At 68.1% G+C, this 15,131-nt stretch carries 13 protein-coding genes and 1 pseudogene; 11 read left to right on the top strand and 3 right to left on the bottom strand.

Going from position 1 to position 15,131, the window contains the following annotated elements; all coding sequences use genetic code 11:
* The 8 genes from AB0F03_RS18200 to AB0F03_RS18165 all read left to right on the top strand — a co-directional run bounded on the left by AB0F03_RS18200 (position 1) and on the right by AB0F03_RS18165 (position 9,932).
* Positions 1–1,758, top strand: a complete 1,758-nt coding sequence (locus tag AB0F03_RS18200; RefSeq protein ID WP_361992526.1) for a non-ribosomal peptide synthetase — start codon at positions 1–3, stop codon at positions 1,756–1,758.
* Entirely contained in the window at positions 1,755–2,996 is a 1,242-nt protein-coding gene (locus AB0F03_RS18195) for a cytochrome P450 (protein WP_361992523.1), read from the top strand. Before AB0F03_RS18200 ends, AB0F03_RS18195 begins: the two co-directional genes overlap by 4 nt.
* Entirely contained in the window at positions 2,993–3,730 is a 738-nt protein-coding gene (locus AB0F03_RS18190) for a thioesterase domain-containing protein (protein ID WP_361992520.1), read from the top strand. Before AB0F03_RS18195 ends, AB0F03_RS18190 begins: the two co-directional genes overlap by 4 nt.
* Before the next feature lie 73 nt (positions 3,731–3,803).
* Positions 3,804–4,463, top strand: a complete 660-nt coding sequence (locus tag AB0F03_RS18185; RefSeq protein WP_361992517.1) for a hypothetical protein — start codon at positions 3,804–3,806, stop codon at positions 4,461–4,463.
* Complete coding sequence (locus tag AB0F03_RS18180; protein ID WP_361992514.1) at positions 4,460–6,952, top strand: amino acid adenylation domain-containing protein; 2,493 nt, start codon at positions 4,460–4,462, stop codon at positions 6,950–6,952. Before AB0F03_RS18185 ends, AB0F03_RS18180 begins: the two co-directional genes overlap by 4 nt.
* Before the next feature lie 58 nt (positions 6,953–7,010).
* Entirely contained in the window at positions 7,011–7,703 is a 693-nt protein-coding gene (locus AB0F03_RS18175) for a beta-ketoacyl synthase N-terminal-like domain-containing protein (RefSeq protein ID WP_361992511.1), read from the top strand.
* Positions 7,704–7,923: 220 nt separating this feature from the next.
* Positions 7,924–8,679 (top strand): trimeric intracellular cation channel family protein, encoded by a 756-nt coding sequence (locus AB0F03_RS18170; RefSeq protein ID WP_361992508.1) that lies wholly within the window; start codon positions 7,924–7,926, stop codon positions 8,677–8,679.
* Positions 8,676–9,932: a M20 family metallopeptidase gene (locus AB0F03_RS18165; protein ID WP_361992505.1), complete on the top strand. Its 1,257-nt coding sequence runs from the start codon at positions 8,676–8,678 to the stop codon at positions 9,930–9,932. Before AB0F03_RS18170 ends, AB0F03_RS18165 begins: the two co-directional genes overlap by 4 nt.
* Positions 9,933–10,130: 198 nt before the next feature.
* Here AB0F03_RS18165 and AB0F03_RS18160 read toward each other — a convergent pair.
* The 3 genes and pseudogenes from AB0F03_RS18160 to AB0F03_RS18150 form a co-directional block, all read right to left on the bottom strand.
* Positions 10,131–10,388, bottom strand: a pseudogene (locus tag AB0F03_RS18160) (transposase family protein); the annotation flags it as partial.
* A 23-nt stretch (positions 10,389–10,411) separates the two neighbouring features.
* On the bottom strand, positions 10,412–11,659 hold the full coding sequence (locus AB0F03_RS18155) for an FAD/NAD(P)-binding oxidoreductase (RefSeq protein WP_361992502.1): 1,248 nt from the start codon (positions 11,657–11,659) through the stop codon (positions 10,412–10,414).
* Positions 11,660–11,667: 8 nt separating this feature from the next.
* Positions 11,668–11,856 (bottom strand): ferredoxin, encoded by a 189-nt coding sequence (locus tag AB0F03_RS18150; RefSeq protein ID WP_361992499.1) that lies wholly within the window; start codon positions 11,854–11,856, stop codon positions 11,668–11,670.
* Between the two features lie 579 nt (positions 11,857–12,435).
* On the opposite strand from AB0F03_RS18150, the gene AB0F03_RS18145 reads away from it, so the two are divergent.
* The 3 genes from AB0F03_RS18145 to AB0F03_RS18135 all read left to right on the top strand — a co-directional run bounded on the left by AB0F03_RS18145 (position 12,436) and on the right by AB0F03_RS18135 (position 14,600).
* Positions 12,436–13,011, top strand: a complete 576-nt coding sequence (locus AB0F03_RS18145; protein ID WP_361992497.1) for a CGNR zinc finger domain-containing protein — start codon at positions 12,436–12,438, stop codon at positions 13,009–13,011.
* Positions 13,012–13,267: 256 nt separating this feature from the next.
* Positions 13,268–14,245, top strand: a complete 978-nt coding sequence (locus tag AB0F03_RS18140) for a LuxR C-terminal-related transcriptional regulator (RefSeq protein WP_361992494.1) — start codon at positions 13,268–13,270, stop codon at positions 14,243–14,245.
* A gap of 67 nt (positions 14,246–14,312) precedes the next feature.
* Complete coding sequence (locus AB0F03_RS18135) at positions 14,313–14,600, top strand: hypothetical protein (protein WP_361992491.1); 288 nt, start codon at positions 14,313–14,315, stop codon at positions 14,598–14,600.
* Positions 14,601–15,131: the final 531 nt, after the last annotated feature.

Below are 15,131 nucleotides of genomic sequence, written 5' to 3'. Positions count from 1 at the left end.
ATGCTGTACGAACGCGTCGCCCGGCAGGCCCTCCGGAATCCTTCGGCTCCCGCGGTCACGTACGACGGCGAGACCCTGACCTACGACCAGCTCGTCCGCCGAGCGGACCGGTTGTCGGACGCACTGACGACGGCCGGCGTCCGGCGGGGTGACGTCGTCGGTGTCCTGATGAGGCGGTCCACCGACATGATCCCGGCGCTGCTGGCGATCCTGCGTGCCGGCGCCGCCTACGTCGGGGTCAGCCCCGACGACCCGCCACAACGGCGGAACGACCTGCTGACGAACGCCGGCGTGGAGTTCGTCGTGGCGGACGACCAGCTCCGCGAGTGCGTTCCCAGCCGGTTCACCACGCTCTCGCCGTCGGCTGTGAGCGAGACCTCCAGCGCTCCGGCGAGCACCACCGCCGACGACCTCGCCTACGTCAGCTTCACGTCCGGCTCGACCGGTGAGCCCAAAGGCGTCATGGTTCCGCACCGCGCGGTCCTCAGGCTGGTCACGGACATGAACTGGATGACCGTTCGCCGGGACGACGTGTTCCTCCAGGCGGCTCCGCTGGCGTTCGACGCCTCCACCTTCGAGATCTGGGCACCGCTGACCCACGGCTGCCACCTCGTGATGGCGCCGTCCGGCCGGATCACCCTGGACGTGGTGGGGGAAACCCTGCGTGAGCACGGTGTGACGGTGCTGTGGCTGACGGCCGGCCTGTTCCACGAGATGGTGGCGCACGACATCGACGCGTTCGCCGGCGTACGTCACCTCGTCGCGGGCGGCGACGTGATCCAGTCAGGCCCGGTCGCGCGTCTGCTCGCGGCGCATCCCGGCATCACGTTCACCAACGGATACGGGCCCACCGAGAACACGACCTTCACCACGACCTGGACGACCAGCGCCGCCGCCCGGGACAACCTCGACACGATCCCGATCGGAACGCCCGTCAACGGCACCCGGACAGCGGTGCTGGACGACGGACTGCGGCCGGTCGAAGCGGGTGCCTGCGGTGAGCTGTACGTGTCAGGAGCCGGGCTCGCCCTCGGTTACCTCGGTCAGCCGGGCGCCACGGCCGACCGGTTCGTTCCCGACCCGTTCGCGGATGAGCCGGGGGCGAGGATGTACCGCACCGGCGACATCGTCCGGCTGCGGCCCGACGGAGCCTGCGAGTTCGTCGGCCGGGTCGACGACCAGGTCAAGATCCTCGGCCACCGGGTCGAGCCGGGCGCGGTCGAGACCGCTTTGCACCGCCTGCCCGGGGTGAGCCGAACCGCCGTCGTCGTGCGGACCGCCGCCGACGGCACGAAACGGCTGGTGGCCTACGTCGTCCCGGAGGAGGAGCCACCGCCGCACTGGGGTGAGCGACTGCGCGAACAGCTGCGCGCCACCCTGCCGGCGCCGATGATCCCGTGGGCTGTCCTGGTCCGGGACACCCTGCCCCTGACCAGCAACGGGAAGATCGCCCGTGACGCGTTGCCGGCGGTGGACCTGATGGCACGCAACGTGCCGAACGAGTACGTCGCACCGCGGACCGACGTGGAGCACCGCTTGGCCGAGCTGTGGGCACGCGTGCTCGGTGTGGAGCCGATCGGCGCCGACGACGACTTCTTCGATCTGGGCGGCCATTCGCTCAACGCCGCGGACCTGCTCGGCTCGCTGCGGACGGAGTTCGGTGTCGCGTTTCCGGCGCGCGTCCTCTACCTGCAACCGACCATCCGTGAGCTCGGCGAGCAGCTGGAAACCGCCATCCGGAGCGGAGCGCAGCGATGACCGTCGCCGTGGAGCCGGGCCGCTGCCCGATGCACGCCACCCCGGAGACCGACCTGTTCGAGTCGGGCACGTTCGCCACCACGGACGTGCACGCCGTCTGGCGCACCATGCGACGTGAGGCGCCGGTCAGCTGGCACCCGGTCGGCGACAACGGGTTCTGGTCCGTGACCCGGTACGACGACGTGCGGTACGTGCTGCGCGACCACGGCACGTTCACCTCCGAACAGGGATCGCTGCTCACCCTCCTCGGCAAGGGCGACCCGGCCGGCGGCCGGCAGATGGCGGTCACCGACCCACCCCGGCACGCGAGGCTGCGGGAACCGCTGCAACGCGCCCTGTCGATCAAGGAGGTGGAGCGCGACCTGCCGCGTATCCGGTCCCTGGTCCGGGAACTGCTCGCGCCCATGAAGGACGGCGGCGTGTTCGACTTCGCCGCGGCCATGGCGGCCATGCCGATGGCGGTCATCGGCTCCTGGATGCGGCTTCCCCGGTCGGACTGGCCCGAGCTGACCCGGCTGACGGGCGCGTCCATCGCGCCGGACGACCCGGCCTACACCGGCCCGGGCGGTCCGGACAGGACACTCGTCAGAGCACACCGTGAGCTGTTCGCCTACTTCCAGGACGTGGTCGCGGAACGGCGCACCGCCCCCGGCGACGACCTGATCGGCGTGCTGCTGGGCATGCGTGTCGACGGGGCGAGGCTCACGCCCAGCGAGATCGTGTCCAACTGCTACAGCCTGCTGCTCGGTGCCAACGTGACCACCGCCCAGCCACCGAGCGCCGCACTGCTCGAACTCGCCGGAACCGACGCGCTGGCCGACTGGGCGGCGCATCCGGACCTGCTGATGAGCGGGGTGGAAGAAGCGTTGCGCTGGTCCTCGCCCGCGCAGCACTTCATGCGCTACGCCACGCGCGACGTGCGGATCCGTGACGTCACGATCCACGCGGGCGACGCGGTCGTCGCGTGGCTGGCTTCGGCCAATCGGGACGAGGCCGTGTTCTCGCGGTCGGACACGTTCGACATCCGCAGGCGCCCCAACAAGCACATCGCCTTCGGCGTCGGCCCGCACTACTGCGTCGGGCACACCGTCGCCAGGGTCGCGCTGCGGGTCCTGTTCCACGAGCTGCTGACCGGCTTCGCCGACATCGAGGTCGTCGGCGCACCCGTACGGCTGCGGTCGAACTTCATCGCGGGATACACCAGCCTGCCGGTGACGGCACGAGGAGTACGGCCATGACGAGCGGATCGACTGTTCCCCTCCGCAGGTGGCTGCCCCGGCCGCTGCACGAGACCGAGTCGCGGATCTTCTGCCTGCCGTATTCGGGCGCGGGTGCCTCCATGTTCAGCCGGTGGCCGGACGCCGCGGGCGACACCGGACTCTGCCCGGTGCAGTTGCCGGGCCGGGAGAACCGGCTGCGGGAACCGCACTTCGGGACCTACGAACAGCTCGCGCAGGACGTGGTCGAGGCGCTGCTGCCCGCCATGGACCGCCCCTTCGGACTGTTCGGGCACTGTAGCTCCGCGCTCATCGCGTTCGAGGTCGCCGTCGTGCTGCACCGCGAAGGGCTGCCGATGCCACGGCGGTTGTTCTGCTCCTCCCAGGTCGCCCCGCACGAAGGACCGTACGGCAGCTACTTGACGATGACCGACGACGAACTGCGCGCGGAGCTGGTCGCGCTGAGTGACGGCAAGCTCGACGCCACCGTCCTGGACGTCGTCACCGAGGTGCTGAGAGCGGACGTCGAGGCCAACAAGGCGTACCGGCCGGCCGAGCCGGTACTGCTGGACACCGCGATCACCACGATCGGCTGGTCGGCCGACCAGGAGGTCGCCCCCGAGCGTATGAGCGGGTGGGACCAGTACTCCAAGCGGGTCCACCCGGTGGTGCTGCCGGGCGTGCACCACACGTTCCTCGACGCCCCGGCCGCGCTGCTGACGCAGTTCGCCGACGGGATGGCCTCGGATGACTGAGGTGCGCACCTGCCGGATCGCCCGGACCCACAACGGCCCACCCGGCAGCGCGAACGGTGGATACGCGTGCGGGATGTTCGCCAGGACAGCCGTCGACGTGGTCGGGCCGGCCGCGGTGGTCCAGTTGCACGCGGCCCCACCGCTCGACACCGAACTGGCCGTCCGCGCGCATCGCGGACGAGCGCTCGTCTGGCACGAGGACGAACTCGTCGCAACCGTTTCCACCGCGGCGCACGACCAGCCGGCAGTGGCGCCGTTCGTCACCTTCTCCGCCGCGGAACGGGCGAGCGCGTTCTTCGCGGGTGCGGCGGCACACCCCTTCCCCGAGTGCCTGGTGTGTGGGACCGCCAGGACCGACCCGGCTGCCCTGCACCTGACTCCCGGGGGTGTGGACGGTCTTCCGGGTGTCGTCGCGTGCACCTGGGTCCCCACCGGTGACCCGGACCTCGACACCGTGTGGGCCGTGCTGGACTGTCCCGGCGGCTGGACCCTCGACCAGAGCGGCTCTCCTTACGTGCTCGGCAGGATGTCCGCGCGCGTCCACGCGCTCCCTGCGTCCGGCCGGCCCGCGATCGTCGTGGCCCAGCACATCGCGACCGCCGGACGGACCGCGCGGGTGGTCAGCGCGCTGTTCGGTCCGGACGGCGCCGAGTTCGGCCGGGCGGAGGCCACCTGGGTCCGCCTCAGTGCTTCTTCCGATGTGGCGCCGAGCAAAAGGGAGTGCCTTCGATGACGACTGCGAACCTGATCGACCTGTTCGAGGAGCAGGCGCGCCGACGACCGGACGCCGTCGCGGTGGTGTGCGGTGAACGCTCACTGTCCTATCGGGAACTCGACAGCCGGGCGAACCGGCTGGCCCACCTGCTGGCCGGGTCCGGCGCCCGCCCCGGCGTGTTCGTCGGGGTGTGCCTGCCGAGGTCCCTGGACCTGCCGGTGGCACTGCTCGCCGTGCTGAAGACCGGCGCGGCCTACCTGCCGCTGGATCCGAGCTACCCCGCGGAACGTGTCGCGTGGATGGTGCAGGACGCGCACCCGGTCGTGGTCGTCGGCACGTCGGAGGTGCTCCGGTCCGGAAACCGGCTGCTGCTGGACGACCCGGTCGTGGCGGCCCGGCTCGCGGACACCCCTGACGGCGCCCCGCAGGTCGTGCGGGACCCCGGCGACGCCGCCTACATGATCTACACCTCCGGGTCGACGGGCCGGCCGAAGGGAGTCGTGGTCGCGCACGCCAACGTCATGGCGTTGTTCACCGCCGCCCGCGACGTGTTCGACTTCGGCCCGGACGACGTCTGGACGCTGTTCCACTCCTACGCGTTCGACTTCTCGGTCTGGGAGCTGTGGGGCGCGCTCCTCCACGGTGGCACGCTCGTGGTGGTCCCGGTCGACACCGCCCGGTCCGCGCCGGACTTCCTGCGGCTGCTGGCCGACCGGCGGGTCACCGTCCTCAACCAGACCCCGTCGGCGTTCTACGAACTGGCACGAGCCGATGCCGAGGACCCGGTCACCTCCAGCCAGCTGGCTCTGCGCTACCTGGTCTTCGGCGGTGAGGCGCTCGACCTGGCGAGGCTGGAGGAGTGGTACGAGCGGCACGGACCGGGCAAGCCCGAGCTGGTGAACATGTACGGCATCACCGAGACCACCGTGCATGTCACCTTCACCGCCCTCGACCCCGACCGGACGGCCGCGGCGGGCCTGGTCGGCCGGCCACTGCCCGGCGTTCGCTGCTACGTCCTGGACGACAGGCTGAACCTGGTACCGCCCGGTGTGGTGGGTGAGCTGTACGTGGGTGGCGTGGGCGTGGCATGGGGCTACTGGGGCCGTGGCGGGTTGACGGCCGACCGGTTCGTGCCGGATCCGTTCGGTGGTGTCGGCGAGCGGCTGTACCGGACCGGCGACCTCGTGCGCTGGGGGCGCTGGGGTCTGGAGTACTCGGGGCGGATGGACGACCAGGTGAAGATCAGGGGGTTCCGGATCGAGCTGGGCGAGGTCGAGTCGGTGCTGGCCCGGTGCCCTGGCGTGGCGGACGCCGTGGTCGTCGCCGGCACGAACGGCCGGGGCGAGCGGTGCCTGGTCGGGCATGTCACGCCGGGCAGGCCGGACGGCTCGGTGAACCCGTCACAGCTGGGCGTCGCCGCGCGGGAGTTCACCTCCCGGCACCTTCCCGCCCACATGGTGCCGGCGGTGGTCATGGTCTCCGCGGAGTTCCCGCTGTCACCCACCGGCAAGGTCGACCGGCGGGCGCTTCCCGCACCGGTGTTCGAGGTGTCGGCCAGTCGCCCCCGCTCGCCGGCGGAGGCGGTGCTGTGCACGCTGTTCGCCGACGTGCTCGGTCTTGACGAAGTCGGCCCCGATGACGGCTTCTTCGACCTCGGCGGGCACTCGCTGGTGGCGATGAGCCTGGTGAACCGGGTGCGGTCCGCGCTGGGGGTGGAGCTGGGAGTCAGCGCCGTGTTCGAGGCACCGACACCGGCCGCGCTCGCGCGGCTGGTCGCGGGTCACACCACTGGGGGCGGGGCCCATGACGTACTGCTCGAACTGCGCGGGCACGGCAGTCAGCCACCGCTGTTCTGCATGCATCCGTCCAGCGGGATGAGCTGGTCGTACGCCGGCCTGCTGCACCACCTCGATCCGGAGACGCCGCTGTACGGACTACAGGCACCCAGCGTGGCCGGTGACTCCGCCCTGCCCGAGACCATCGAGGAGCTGGCGGCGGACTACCTGCGCCGCATCCGTACGGTGCAACCGAGGGGACCGTACCGGTTGCTCGGCTGGTCGTTCGGTGGTCTGGTCGCCCACGAAATCGCGGTCCGACTCGAGCGGGAAGGGCAACAGGTGGAGTTGCTGGCCGTTCTGGACGTGTCGCCGACGGCCGCAGAGACCGACGGCACGCAGGCGGAGGGCCTTGCCGACGACACGCTCGAAGAGGCAGTCGCGGAGGTGATCGGCGATGCCAGCCTGCCCGAGGAGACGATCGCCCGGATGACCGCCACCGTCCGGTACAGCAGCCGGCTCCGTGACCGCTTCACCCCCGGGCGGTTCGGCGGCGATCTGCTGCTGTACACGGCTGGACCGAGCGCACTGGCCGACGACTGGCGCCCGCACATCGGCGGCCGCATCACGACCCACGAGATCGCCACCACCCATCTCCGGATGATGCGCCCCGTGGCGTTGACCCAGATCGGACCCGTCCTGGCGGCCGCGCTCGCCGGCGAGGACGGGTAGGTGCCAGGCCGAGCCTGGTGCGGGGGAGATCCTCAGCGCGACCACGCGCCGTCCTCCCATGACGCTGCCCAGCAGCCCAGCCACGGCCGTCTCACCGGACGTGCGCGCACGCGCTGGTATGCACTCCCCGGTCGGCGCGTGCGCCGCCGGCGCCGAGGCACTCGCCACGGCGGCAGACATGGTCGCTCGGGGCCGTGCGGACGTGGTCGTGGCCGGCGCGGACACCTGTATCAGACCTCTGTCGAGCAGCGGTTTCGATCGGAGCGGAGTTCCGGCCCGAGGCAACGACGACCCGGCCGGCGCCGGCCGCCCGTTCGCCGCCCACCGCTGCGGCTTCGTGCTCGCCGAGGGCGCAGCCGCTCCGGTTCTGGAACGCGCCGACCACGCACGCGCCCGCGGCGCCCGTGTCCTGGGCATTCTCGCCGGGCAGGGCATCACCAGCACCGGCCACCACCTGACGACCCCTGTGGGGTCCGAACAAGCCCGCGCCATCCGTCGCGCACTTGCGGCGGCCGGCCCGTCTCCAGCAGACGCGGCACACGCCAGCGGCACTCCGGCCGGTGACTACGCGGAGGTCCGGGCCATCGCCGAGGTGCTTGGCCCGCACCCGGCGGTGACCGCGATCAAGCCAGCGATCGGACACACGCTCGGCGCGGCTGGAGCCCTCGCAGCGATCGTGACCTTGCTGTCCATGCACGAGGACCGATCCCAGCCACTCTCAAACCTGCTGGGGCAACGGCAGAGGCGCTGAGTGGCGAATCCGACGCCGATCAGCAGGGCGGGCGCCACGAAGATGCCGAGCCGCGGGTCGGTGACGGCCAGCCGGGCGCACAGCGAGCGTCGACACGGTGAAGGCGGCAGCGGTCGGTCATGCCGGACTCCCGGAACGGCTCGCTGCGGCCCTTCGCCATGCACCACCCCGGGCCGCCCACGTGGTGCCGAGGAGACGCCGAGTCACTAGGCTCGTCATCGTGTCCACCGCGTGCGTGATGTCGGCTTCCCTGATCCCCGCCGGACTCACGCTCGCGACGCGCTACCTCGACCTTGCCGGTGTCTTCTCGTGCGCACTGCTGGGGGGCGCTGTGGCCCGCACGGCCGGCCTGGACCTGTTCGGGTTCCTGGTGGTGGGCATCATCTCCGGTCTGGGCGGAGGCATGATCAGGGACGTGCTGCTCCAGCACGGCACACCGGTCGCGCTGACGGACTACGCCTACCTGTCGACCGCCATCGCCGGTTCCGTGGTGGTCTTTCTCATCAAGATCAGTGAGGCGTCCTGGACGCGGCTCTTCACCGTCCTCGACGCCGCCGTCCTCGGGTTGTGGGCGGTCACCGGGGTCAACAAGACGCTCGCCGTGGGGCTGGGGTGGCTTCCGGCGGTCCTCCTGGGCACCGTGACCGCCGTCGGCGGCGGCGCCCTGCGCGATGTCGTCCTCGGCCGGGTGCCGGCTGTCTTCGGGGGCAACGGTCTGTACGCCACCGTGGCCCTCGCGGTCGCCGGAGTCACGGTGATCTGCGTGTACCTCGGCGTACCGGCGATCGGCGCCGTCCTGGGCATCACCCTGGCCCTGGCCTTCCGGCTCACTGCCGTGCGGCTCGGCTGGAACCTGCCGAACAGCCTGGACTGGCAACCCCGGTCCGTGACGGCCGCGACGCTGCTGCACGGCACCGGCACCGCCGCCCGGAACGGGAAGGAAGAGCAGCCCCGCCCGCGCAAGGAGACGTCGTGACCGACCGGAACCACGCAGTGCTGTCCGGCCTCGCCGGTATCCGCTCCGATCTCGAGGACCTCTACCGGGATCTGCACAGGCATCCCGAACTCGGCCTGCGGGAGCACCGCACGGCGAAGAAGGTGTCCGACGCCCTGCGGGATCTCGGTTACGAGGTCACCGACGGCATCGGCGGCACGGGCGTCACCGGCGTGCTGGCCAACGGCGACGGACCTACCGTCATGGCCCGTGCGGACATGGACGCCCTCCCGGTACGCGAGCAGACCGGTCTGCCCTACGCCTCCACCGTGACCCTGACCGGTCCGGACGGCGCCGAGCAGCCGGTCATGCACGCCTGCGGACACGATGTGCACGTGACCGCCCTGCTCGGCTGCGCACAGCTGATGAGTCAGGCCAAGGACGCCTGGCGCGGTACCTTCGTGGCGCTCTTCCAGCCCTCGGAGGAGAACGGCGACGGCGCCCGCGCCATGATCGACGACGGTCTCACGGCAAGGGCGCCCCAGCCTGACGTGGTACTCGCCCAGCACGTCCTGCCCTATCCGGCCGGCTACGTGGGCACCCGTCCGGGGTCCTTCCTGTCGGCCGCGGACAGCCTGCGCATCACCGTCCACGGCCGAGGAGCCCACGGCTCCATGCCCCAGGCCGCGGTCGACCCCGTGGTGATGGCCGCCATGATCGTCGTGCGTCTACAGACCATCGTCTCCCGGGAACTCGCCGCCATCACCCCCGCCGTCGTCACCGTAGGCAGCATCCACGCCGGCACCGGCCCCAACGTCATCCCCGACAGCGCCGTCATCGAGCTCAACATCCGCACCTACGACGCTGCCACGCGCAGCCAGGTCCTGACGGCGGTCGAGCGCATCGTCCGGACCGAGAGCGAGGCGTCCGGGTCGCCGCGGGCACCCGAGATCGAGCGAACGGCCGCCTTCCCGCCCACCGTCAACGACGAGGAAACGACCCGGCGCGTCGCCGAGGCGTTCGCGGCCCACTTCGGCGACGACGCGCACACCATCGACCTCCAGACCGCCAGCGAGGACATGAGCGAGATCCCCCAGGCGTTCGGCGCGCCGTTCACCTATTGGGGCATCGGCGGCATCGACGCCGAGCTGTACGCCGAGGCCGCCAAGAAGGGCACCATCGCCCAGGACGTCCCGGTCAACCACAGCCCCGCCTTCGCCCCCGTCGTGCAGCCGACCCTGGACACCGGCGTCAGCGCCCTGACGGTGGCCGCCCTCGCCTGGCTCGGCAGCTGAGGTGAACCCGGACCGGGCCATGGGGGTGGGCCCTCCGAAGCACCGGTCCCGTAGTGGCTGGGTCCGGACACGTCCCGGGTGAACCCGGGCACGGCCGGCGAGTCCGACGAGTGGCCCACGTGTCGCCGTCGGACGCCACCGCATTGGCTGCATCGATTGCCGGGCAATGGCCGGCCGACGGTGACGACGAGGCCGGGTGGACTTGGACACCCCGAACAACGGGGCGAGTTGGCGCAGGGTTGTCGGTCCGCCAGTACGCGGCGATCAGAAGCACCCGGTCCTCCAGCGGCAGGCGCCAGGGCCGCCCCTTGCGGACCCGGTCGACGCTCTGGCGCCGCAGCGCGGTGATCAGCTCGTCGAACTGCGCGGGCTCAGCCCGGTGAACGGAGCTATCCGGGAGGGCTCCGCCGCCGTGATCACTCGGCTGACCGCCGCAGGCGGTCTCCTGCCGGAGATGATCTGCGGTTACGGGGCAGTTCTTAGCGCGCTTTCAACGACTTCAAAAGCGCTATATAGGTACTGTTGAGCCGAGCACCTTTGTCCATATAGGCAGCCCCGACTGTTACGCCCTCCCGGAGGAACGCAACGAGCACTCCGTGGTCCAGCTGATCCAGATCCCCACAGATAATCTCCATAGAATCTGATATCTTCGGGTTGCCGGCAACCTGGATACGCAGTCCGAATACTTCAGTAGCTATGCTGGGGAAGTATCCGATCTGGGAAATTTTTGCATCATAACCCAAAGATGACGCCAAAGACCTACCCGCAAGATCACCGGTGTCGATCGCATTCTTCCAGAATTCCATACGCGTGTGGTTCCCCGCCATCCACGGGTCAGGGTAACGAGCAATATCCCCGGCCGCGAACACGTCCTCACACTGAGACACGCGCATGTGTTCATCGACGCGCACCCCATCAGACAAATCTAGACCGTTCCCGCGCAGCCATTCGACATTGGGAACACTTCCGATCGCTTCAACAAAAAGAGATCGATCTGATGGAGACTCAAGATTGGACGCTTCTGAAGCGCTCACATCTCTTGCGGACACGACAGTACGATCGCAAAGCAGTTCCCTTGCGGAATCGCCTGTCAGGAACGTGACACCATTTTGAACGACCCAACGCCCAAGCGCAATTGATATCCGCTTACCCAAAACACTCTCGAATGGCCCGCATCGTAGCGCTTCGAGCATAAGAACTTCACAGCCGTAATCTTTGGCTAGCGAAGCAAGCTCGCAAGCAACGAATCCGGCGCCAACTATCGTCACCTTCTCGCTTGTCTGGAGTTGATTATGCATATATTGTGCATCGCCTAGATCGCGCAGGGTCCTATGCGTGTGAAACGCACACTCCCTGTTGCCCTCGGCCGAGGTGCGCGGGCGTACACCCGCAGCAATCACTAGACGATCGTATTCGAATGTTTCACCTGTACTCAAACGCAGAACCCTGTTACGCAGGTCCGCGGTTTCGATTTTAGTGCCGAGACGCCAGGTTAGAGCGTTATTCTCGGCGCCGTTCACCTTCAGATCTTCGGCGATAGTCATTTCAAGGGCATCCGATACTGGATACCGTTTCTTTGTCAGACCCGGCCGATTGTACGTACGGTGAGTCTCGTCTCCGAAAATGACGATCCTGGCGTCAACCTTGCATTTAAGTATCGCGTTGGCCGCTCGCAATCCCGCTATACCGGAACCGACTATTCCGATACGTGGCTCTCCGTCAGTCATTGGCGGCATCACGATTTCAAAAAGATTGCTTGGAGGGGGCAAGAGTCGATAGCATCCTCGATGTCGTCGGCATTTTCTTCATCGAACGACTCCTGGTACTGAAGCTCCCCATTGGGGTCGAGCTCAAAGTTGGTCGGAGCCGAAATTGCGCACTGCCCATGGTTCTCGCACTTGATCCTGTCAACAAAGATCTTCATGATTCCCTGCTCTTTCGCCGCTCGTCTGTTTCGCTGGTTTTTTCCCCAGCGATCATGATCCTACGGACCTCCGCGCGGCGAAGGAAGAAGCGACAGGTGGCCTGAATCGGTCCTGGCCTATTCAGGCCCGCAGTCGGATTTGGCATCCGACCATTGAGTTGTCGGCGATCGCGATATTCCCCGTGCCAAGTGGTTTGAGACTGAACGTTGCAGGCCGGCGGCCATGCCGCCCGCTCGCCGGGGCCACGGGGCCGCTCCGATGGGGGTCCTCCCGGCCCGCCGGGCAAGCTGTCGTGTCGGCGCAGGACGCATCAGGCCGACGAGAGCACGTTGGTGGGGCAGGAGCTTGTAGCGGCAGTCACCCTCGCGGGTGACGCTGAGCAGAGTGAGCACCCTGGTGTGCGCGGGAACTCCTCAGTCCTGGTAGCCATCACTCCGCGCTGGGTTGCCGCAGCCGGCGGCCGGGTACCCAATGCTCACCTTGGAGGGTGCCATGAGATTTCCGAGTCGACGTAGAACCATCTGCGGATGTTTTCTGTCATGCTTGCGCTTCAGAAAGTAACCAGCTAAGCTGGTTCGATGGCTGTCGTCTATTTTCCTGAGTTCCGTCTGGGCAAGGTGCTAGCGACCAGCTTCACGGCGACCCTGTCGGAGCGTTGCGGCGAGGCACTGGAGCGCATTCCTGTGCCATCCCGGCTCGTGGACTGGTTGGCAATCAATGGGCTCGCGGTCGACTCCTGCACCCAGTCGCAGCTCGACCGCGCTCGGGAACTACGGGAATCAATCCACGCAGCTGCCACCGCCGTCGCAAACCAGGATCCGCTTCCCTCTTCAGCTGTCCAAGTCATCAATGACTGCAGTACTCACGGTCTGGCCTCGGCAATCGTGACGGCCGAGGGCAGCCGGGAGTGGCTGCTGAGTTCTGCGTCTGTAGAAGATGCGCTCAGTGTGATCGCCGCCGATGCGATCAGTCTCCTTGCCGGAGAACGAGAAGGAAAAATTTCCTTGTGCGCCTCACCAACGTGCCGAGCCGCGTTCTTCGACACCAGCCGGGGCTGCACCCGAAGATGGTGCGACATGAATACGTGTGGGAATCGTGAGAAAAAGGCACGCTTCCTCGCCAACAAGCGTAAAAACTCAAGCCTTGCCGGCTGACCGCCATCCCTTGTACGCCGCGACTCGTACGGCGAGGACAGCACGATCGTCTTCGGCTCGGTTGATGCTGTCCACCAAGTCGGCGCCGGGCCGGCGGCACTGCTGGCCGGAGTGGCCCGCGACACGGCCGCCACCTACACCTCGGTGCGGTTCGCGATCGCTGGTTCTTGTGAATTCGTGGCGGCACTCTTCGTAGTGTTCGGACTGCCGCGCTCCGTAGTCTTGCTATCGCACGCTGTTTAAGAGGTGGAATCGCATGTTCGATGTTCTGGGAATGGACGCCACGGCCGAGGTGGTCTACCGCGAGATGCTGGCGCACCCGCACGACGGTGTGGCCGATCTGATGCGCCGCCTCCAGATGCCTGAGCAGGCGGTACTGACAGCACTCGACACTCTCAGCGAACTGGCTCTGGTGCGGTGTTCCTCCGAAGACCCCCAGAACTTCCACGCAGTCGACCCGCACCTGGCCGCAGACATCTTACTCGCAAGGCAACGAGCCGAGCTCGCCGCGCAACAACAACGTGTGCAAGAGGCTCAGGCTGCCGCCGTACAACTCAAATCAGAGTTCACCCAGGACAAAGACGAGGTGCAGCGCCTCAAGGGGGTCGACTGCGTCCGCGACTACCTGGCGACTTTGTACGACAGGGTTCAGGACGAGCTGTTGACATTCGCTCCGGGCGGAGCCCAGACAGCAGCCAATGTACGCAGCTCGCGGCCGCTCGCCGAGGACCTGCTGGAGCGCAGCGTGCGGATGCGCACAGTGTATCTGGACAGCGCCCGCAACGATCCTGCCACGATGGCGCACGCGGATTGGCTGGCCGCGCTCGGCGGGCGAATACGTACCGTCCCCTCGTTACCGAACCGCATGATCATCTGCGACCGCAGGATCGCCGTCGTCGCCGCTGACTGCGATGACACCGCCGCCGGGGCAGTGGTCATACAGACGGCAGGAGTAGTCTCATCGCTGTACGCCCTCTTCGAGAGCGTCTGGCAGTCCGCCCAGCCGATGGGTGCGACCCCCTTACCCGCGGATGCGCAGAGGATGAGTCCCCAGCAGACGGAAGTGCTGCGGCTGTTATCTCTGGGGCACACCGACGAATCCGTCGCGGCGCGGTTGGGTGTGTCGGCTCGCACGGCACGCCGCATTGCCACGAAACTCATGGACCACCTTGGCGCGCGAAGCCGCTTCCAGGCTGGTGTGCACGCGGTCGCGAGGGGACTCATCCGGCCTTGATGGTCCGTACGGTCGCTGGTCGACAAGCAGCCGGAGGGATTGACAATTCGAATAGGACAGTTGCCTCATGTACCTCGTCCATCTCGCTATTGCCCCCTCAGGCGATGCCTCCCTGCCTGCTGAGATCAGGCAGATGCTCGAAGCCACCGCACCGGACGTTCTCGAACACGTCAGCGTGCATCCCCAGGCACGGCCTCACCCTGTCATCGGTCTCTTCCTCCGCGTCGCCTCCCTGGACGAGGCCGAGACGACCGCGGAGCAAATCTGGGTGAGCGCTGCCGCTGTGTGCCCGCAGCTGGCTGAGTGGTGCCTGCGACGCGCTGAAGCGCCTCTCCTCTTCTACGAGTTGGAATGACTTCGGCGTTCGCGAGGACGAGGAGGGCCCGCAGGAGGGCGGTTGCGTAGCGGGCGTTCACGCAGACCATGGTGATCATGCGTCAGGTCTGAGGTCGGCGAAGCCGTGCTCTCGACGGCGGCGCGTTCGCGGCTCAGCAGGCGGTTCGCTTCCTTCTCTGCGTGGGTGAGCCTGTGGTTCCGGGCGGCCCTGCGACCGGTAACGCTCACCGGGTCGTCGTCGGGCGGGTCGCGTCCAGGCCGACGAGGCCGAGGTCGGCCAGGGTGCCGTGGCCGACCTCGCGGAGGCGCGCGGTGCCTGTCGCGGCGAGCAGCGGTGACCTCGCTGAACCGGCCGTCCCTCGCCGAGGAGGTCCGGATCAGGTTGCCCCTCTCGTCGGTGAGCGCGAGAAGCAACTGGCCATGGGTCTTGTGCTTCCCGCTGTAGTGGGCGCCGAGTAGAGGACGCGGCCATCCTTCGCTGTGGAGGTCCGGGCCGACTGTCGCGGTCGACCAGCGGGCCAACACCAACGGGGTGGGCGGTAGCGGCAGC

This window comes from Streptomyces sp. NPDC028722 (assembly GCF_040637655.1).
Classification (GTDB): domain Bacteria; phylum Actinomycetota; class Actinomycetes; order Streptomycetales; family Streptomycetaceae; genus Streptomyces.
The sequence above is the reverse complement of the archived record's forward strand: the minus strand, read 5'-3'. Positions and strand labels throughout refer to the sequence as shown.

What these genes read in the sequence shown, in the direction of transcription:
- AB0F03_RS18190 (WP_361992520.1), top strand. Translation starts at nt 2,993, where the DNA reads ATGACGAGCGGATCGACTGTTCCCCTCCGCAGGTGGCTGCCCCGGCCG.
- AB0F03_RS18195 (WP_361992523.1), top strand. Translation starts at nt 1,755, where the DNA reads ATGACCGTCGCCGTGGAGCCGGGCCGCTGCCCGATGCACGCCACCCCG.
- AB0F03_RS18180 (WP_361992514.1), top strand. Translation starts at nt 4,460, where the DNA reads ATGACGACTGCGAACCTGATCGACCTGTTCGAGGAGCAGGCGCGCCGA.
- AB0F03_RS18145 (WP_361992497.1), top strand. Translation starts at nt 12,436, where the DNA reads ATGGCTGTCGTCTATTTTCCTGAGTTCCGTCTGGGCAAGGTGCTAGCG.
- AB0F03_RS18175 (WP_361992511.1), top strand. Translation starts at nt 7,011, where the DNA reads ATGACGCTGCCCAGCAGCCCAGCCACGGCCGTCTCACCGGACGTGCGC.
- AB0F03_RS18150 (WP_361992499.1), bottom strand. Translation starts at nt 11,856, where the DNA reads ATGAAGATCTTTGTTGACAGGATCAAGTGCGAGAACCATGGGCAGTGC.
- AB0F03_RS18155 (WP_361992502.1), bottom strand. Translation starts at nt 11,659, where the DNA reads ATGACTGACGGAGAGCCACGTATCGGAATAGTCGGTTCCGGTATAGCG.
- AB0F03_RS18135 (WP_361992491.1), top strand. Translation starts at nt 14,313, where the DNA reads ATGTACCTCGTCCATCTCGCTATTGCCCCCTCAGGCGATGCCTCCCTG.
- AB0F03_RS18200 (WP_361992526.1), top strand. Translation starts at nt 1, where the DNA reads ATGCTGTACGAACGCGTCGCCCGGCAGGCCCTCCGGAATCCTTCGGCT.
- AB0F03_RS18140 (WP_361992494.1), top strand. Translation starts at nt 13,268, where the DNA reads ATGTTCGATGTTCTGGGAATGGACGCCACGGCCGAGGTGGTCTACCGC.
- AB0F03_RS18185 (WP_361992517.1), top strand. Translation starts at nt 3,804, where the DNA reads ATGTTCGCCAGGACAGCCGTCGACGTGGTCGGGCCGGCCGCGGTGGTC.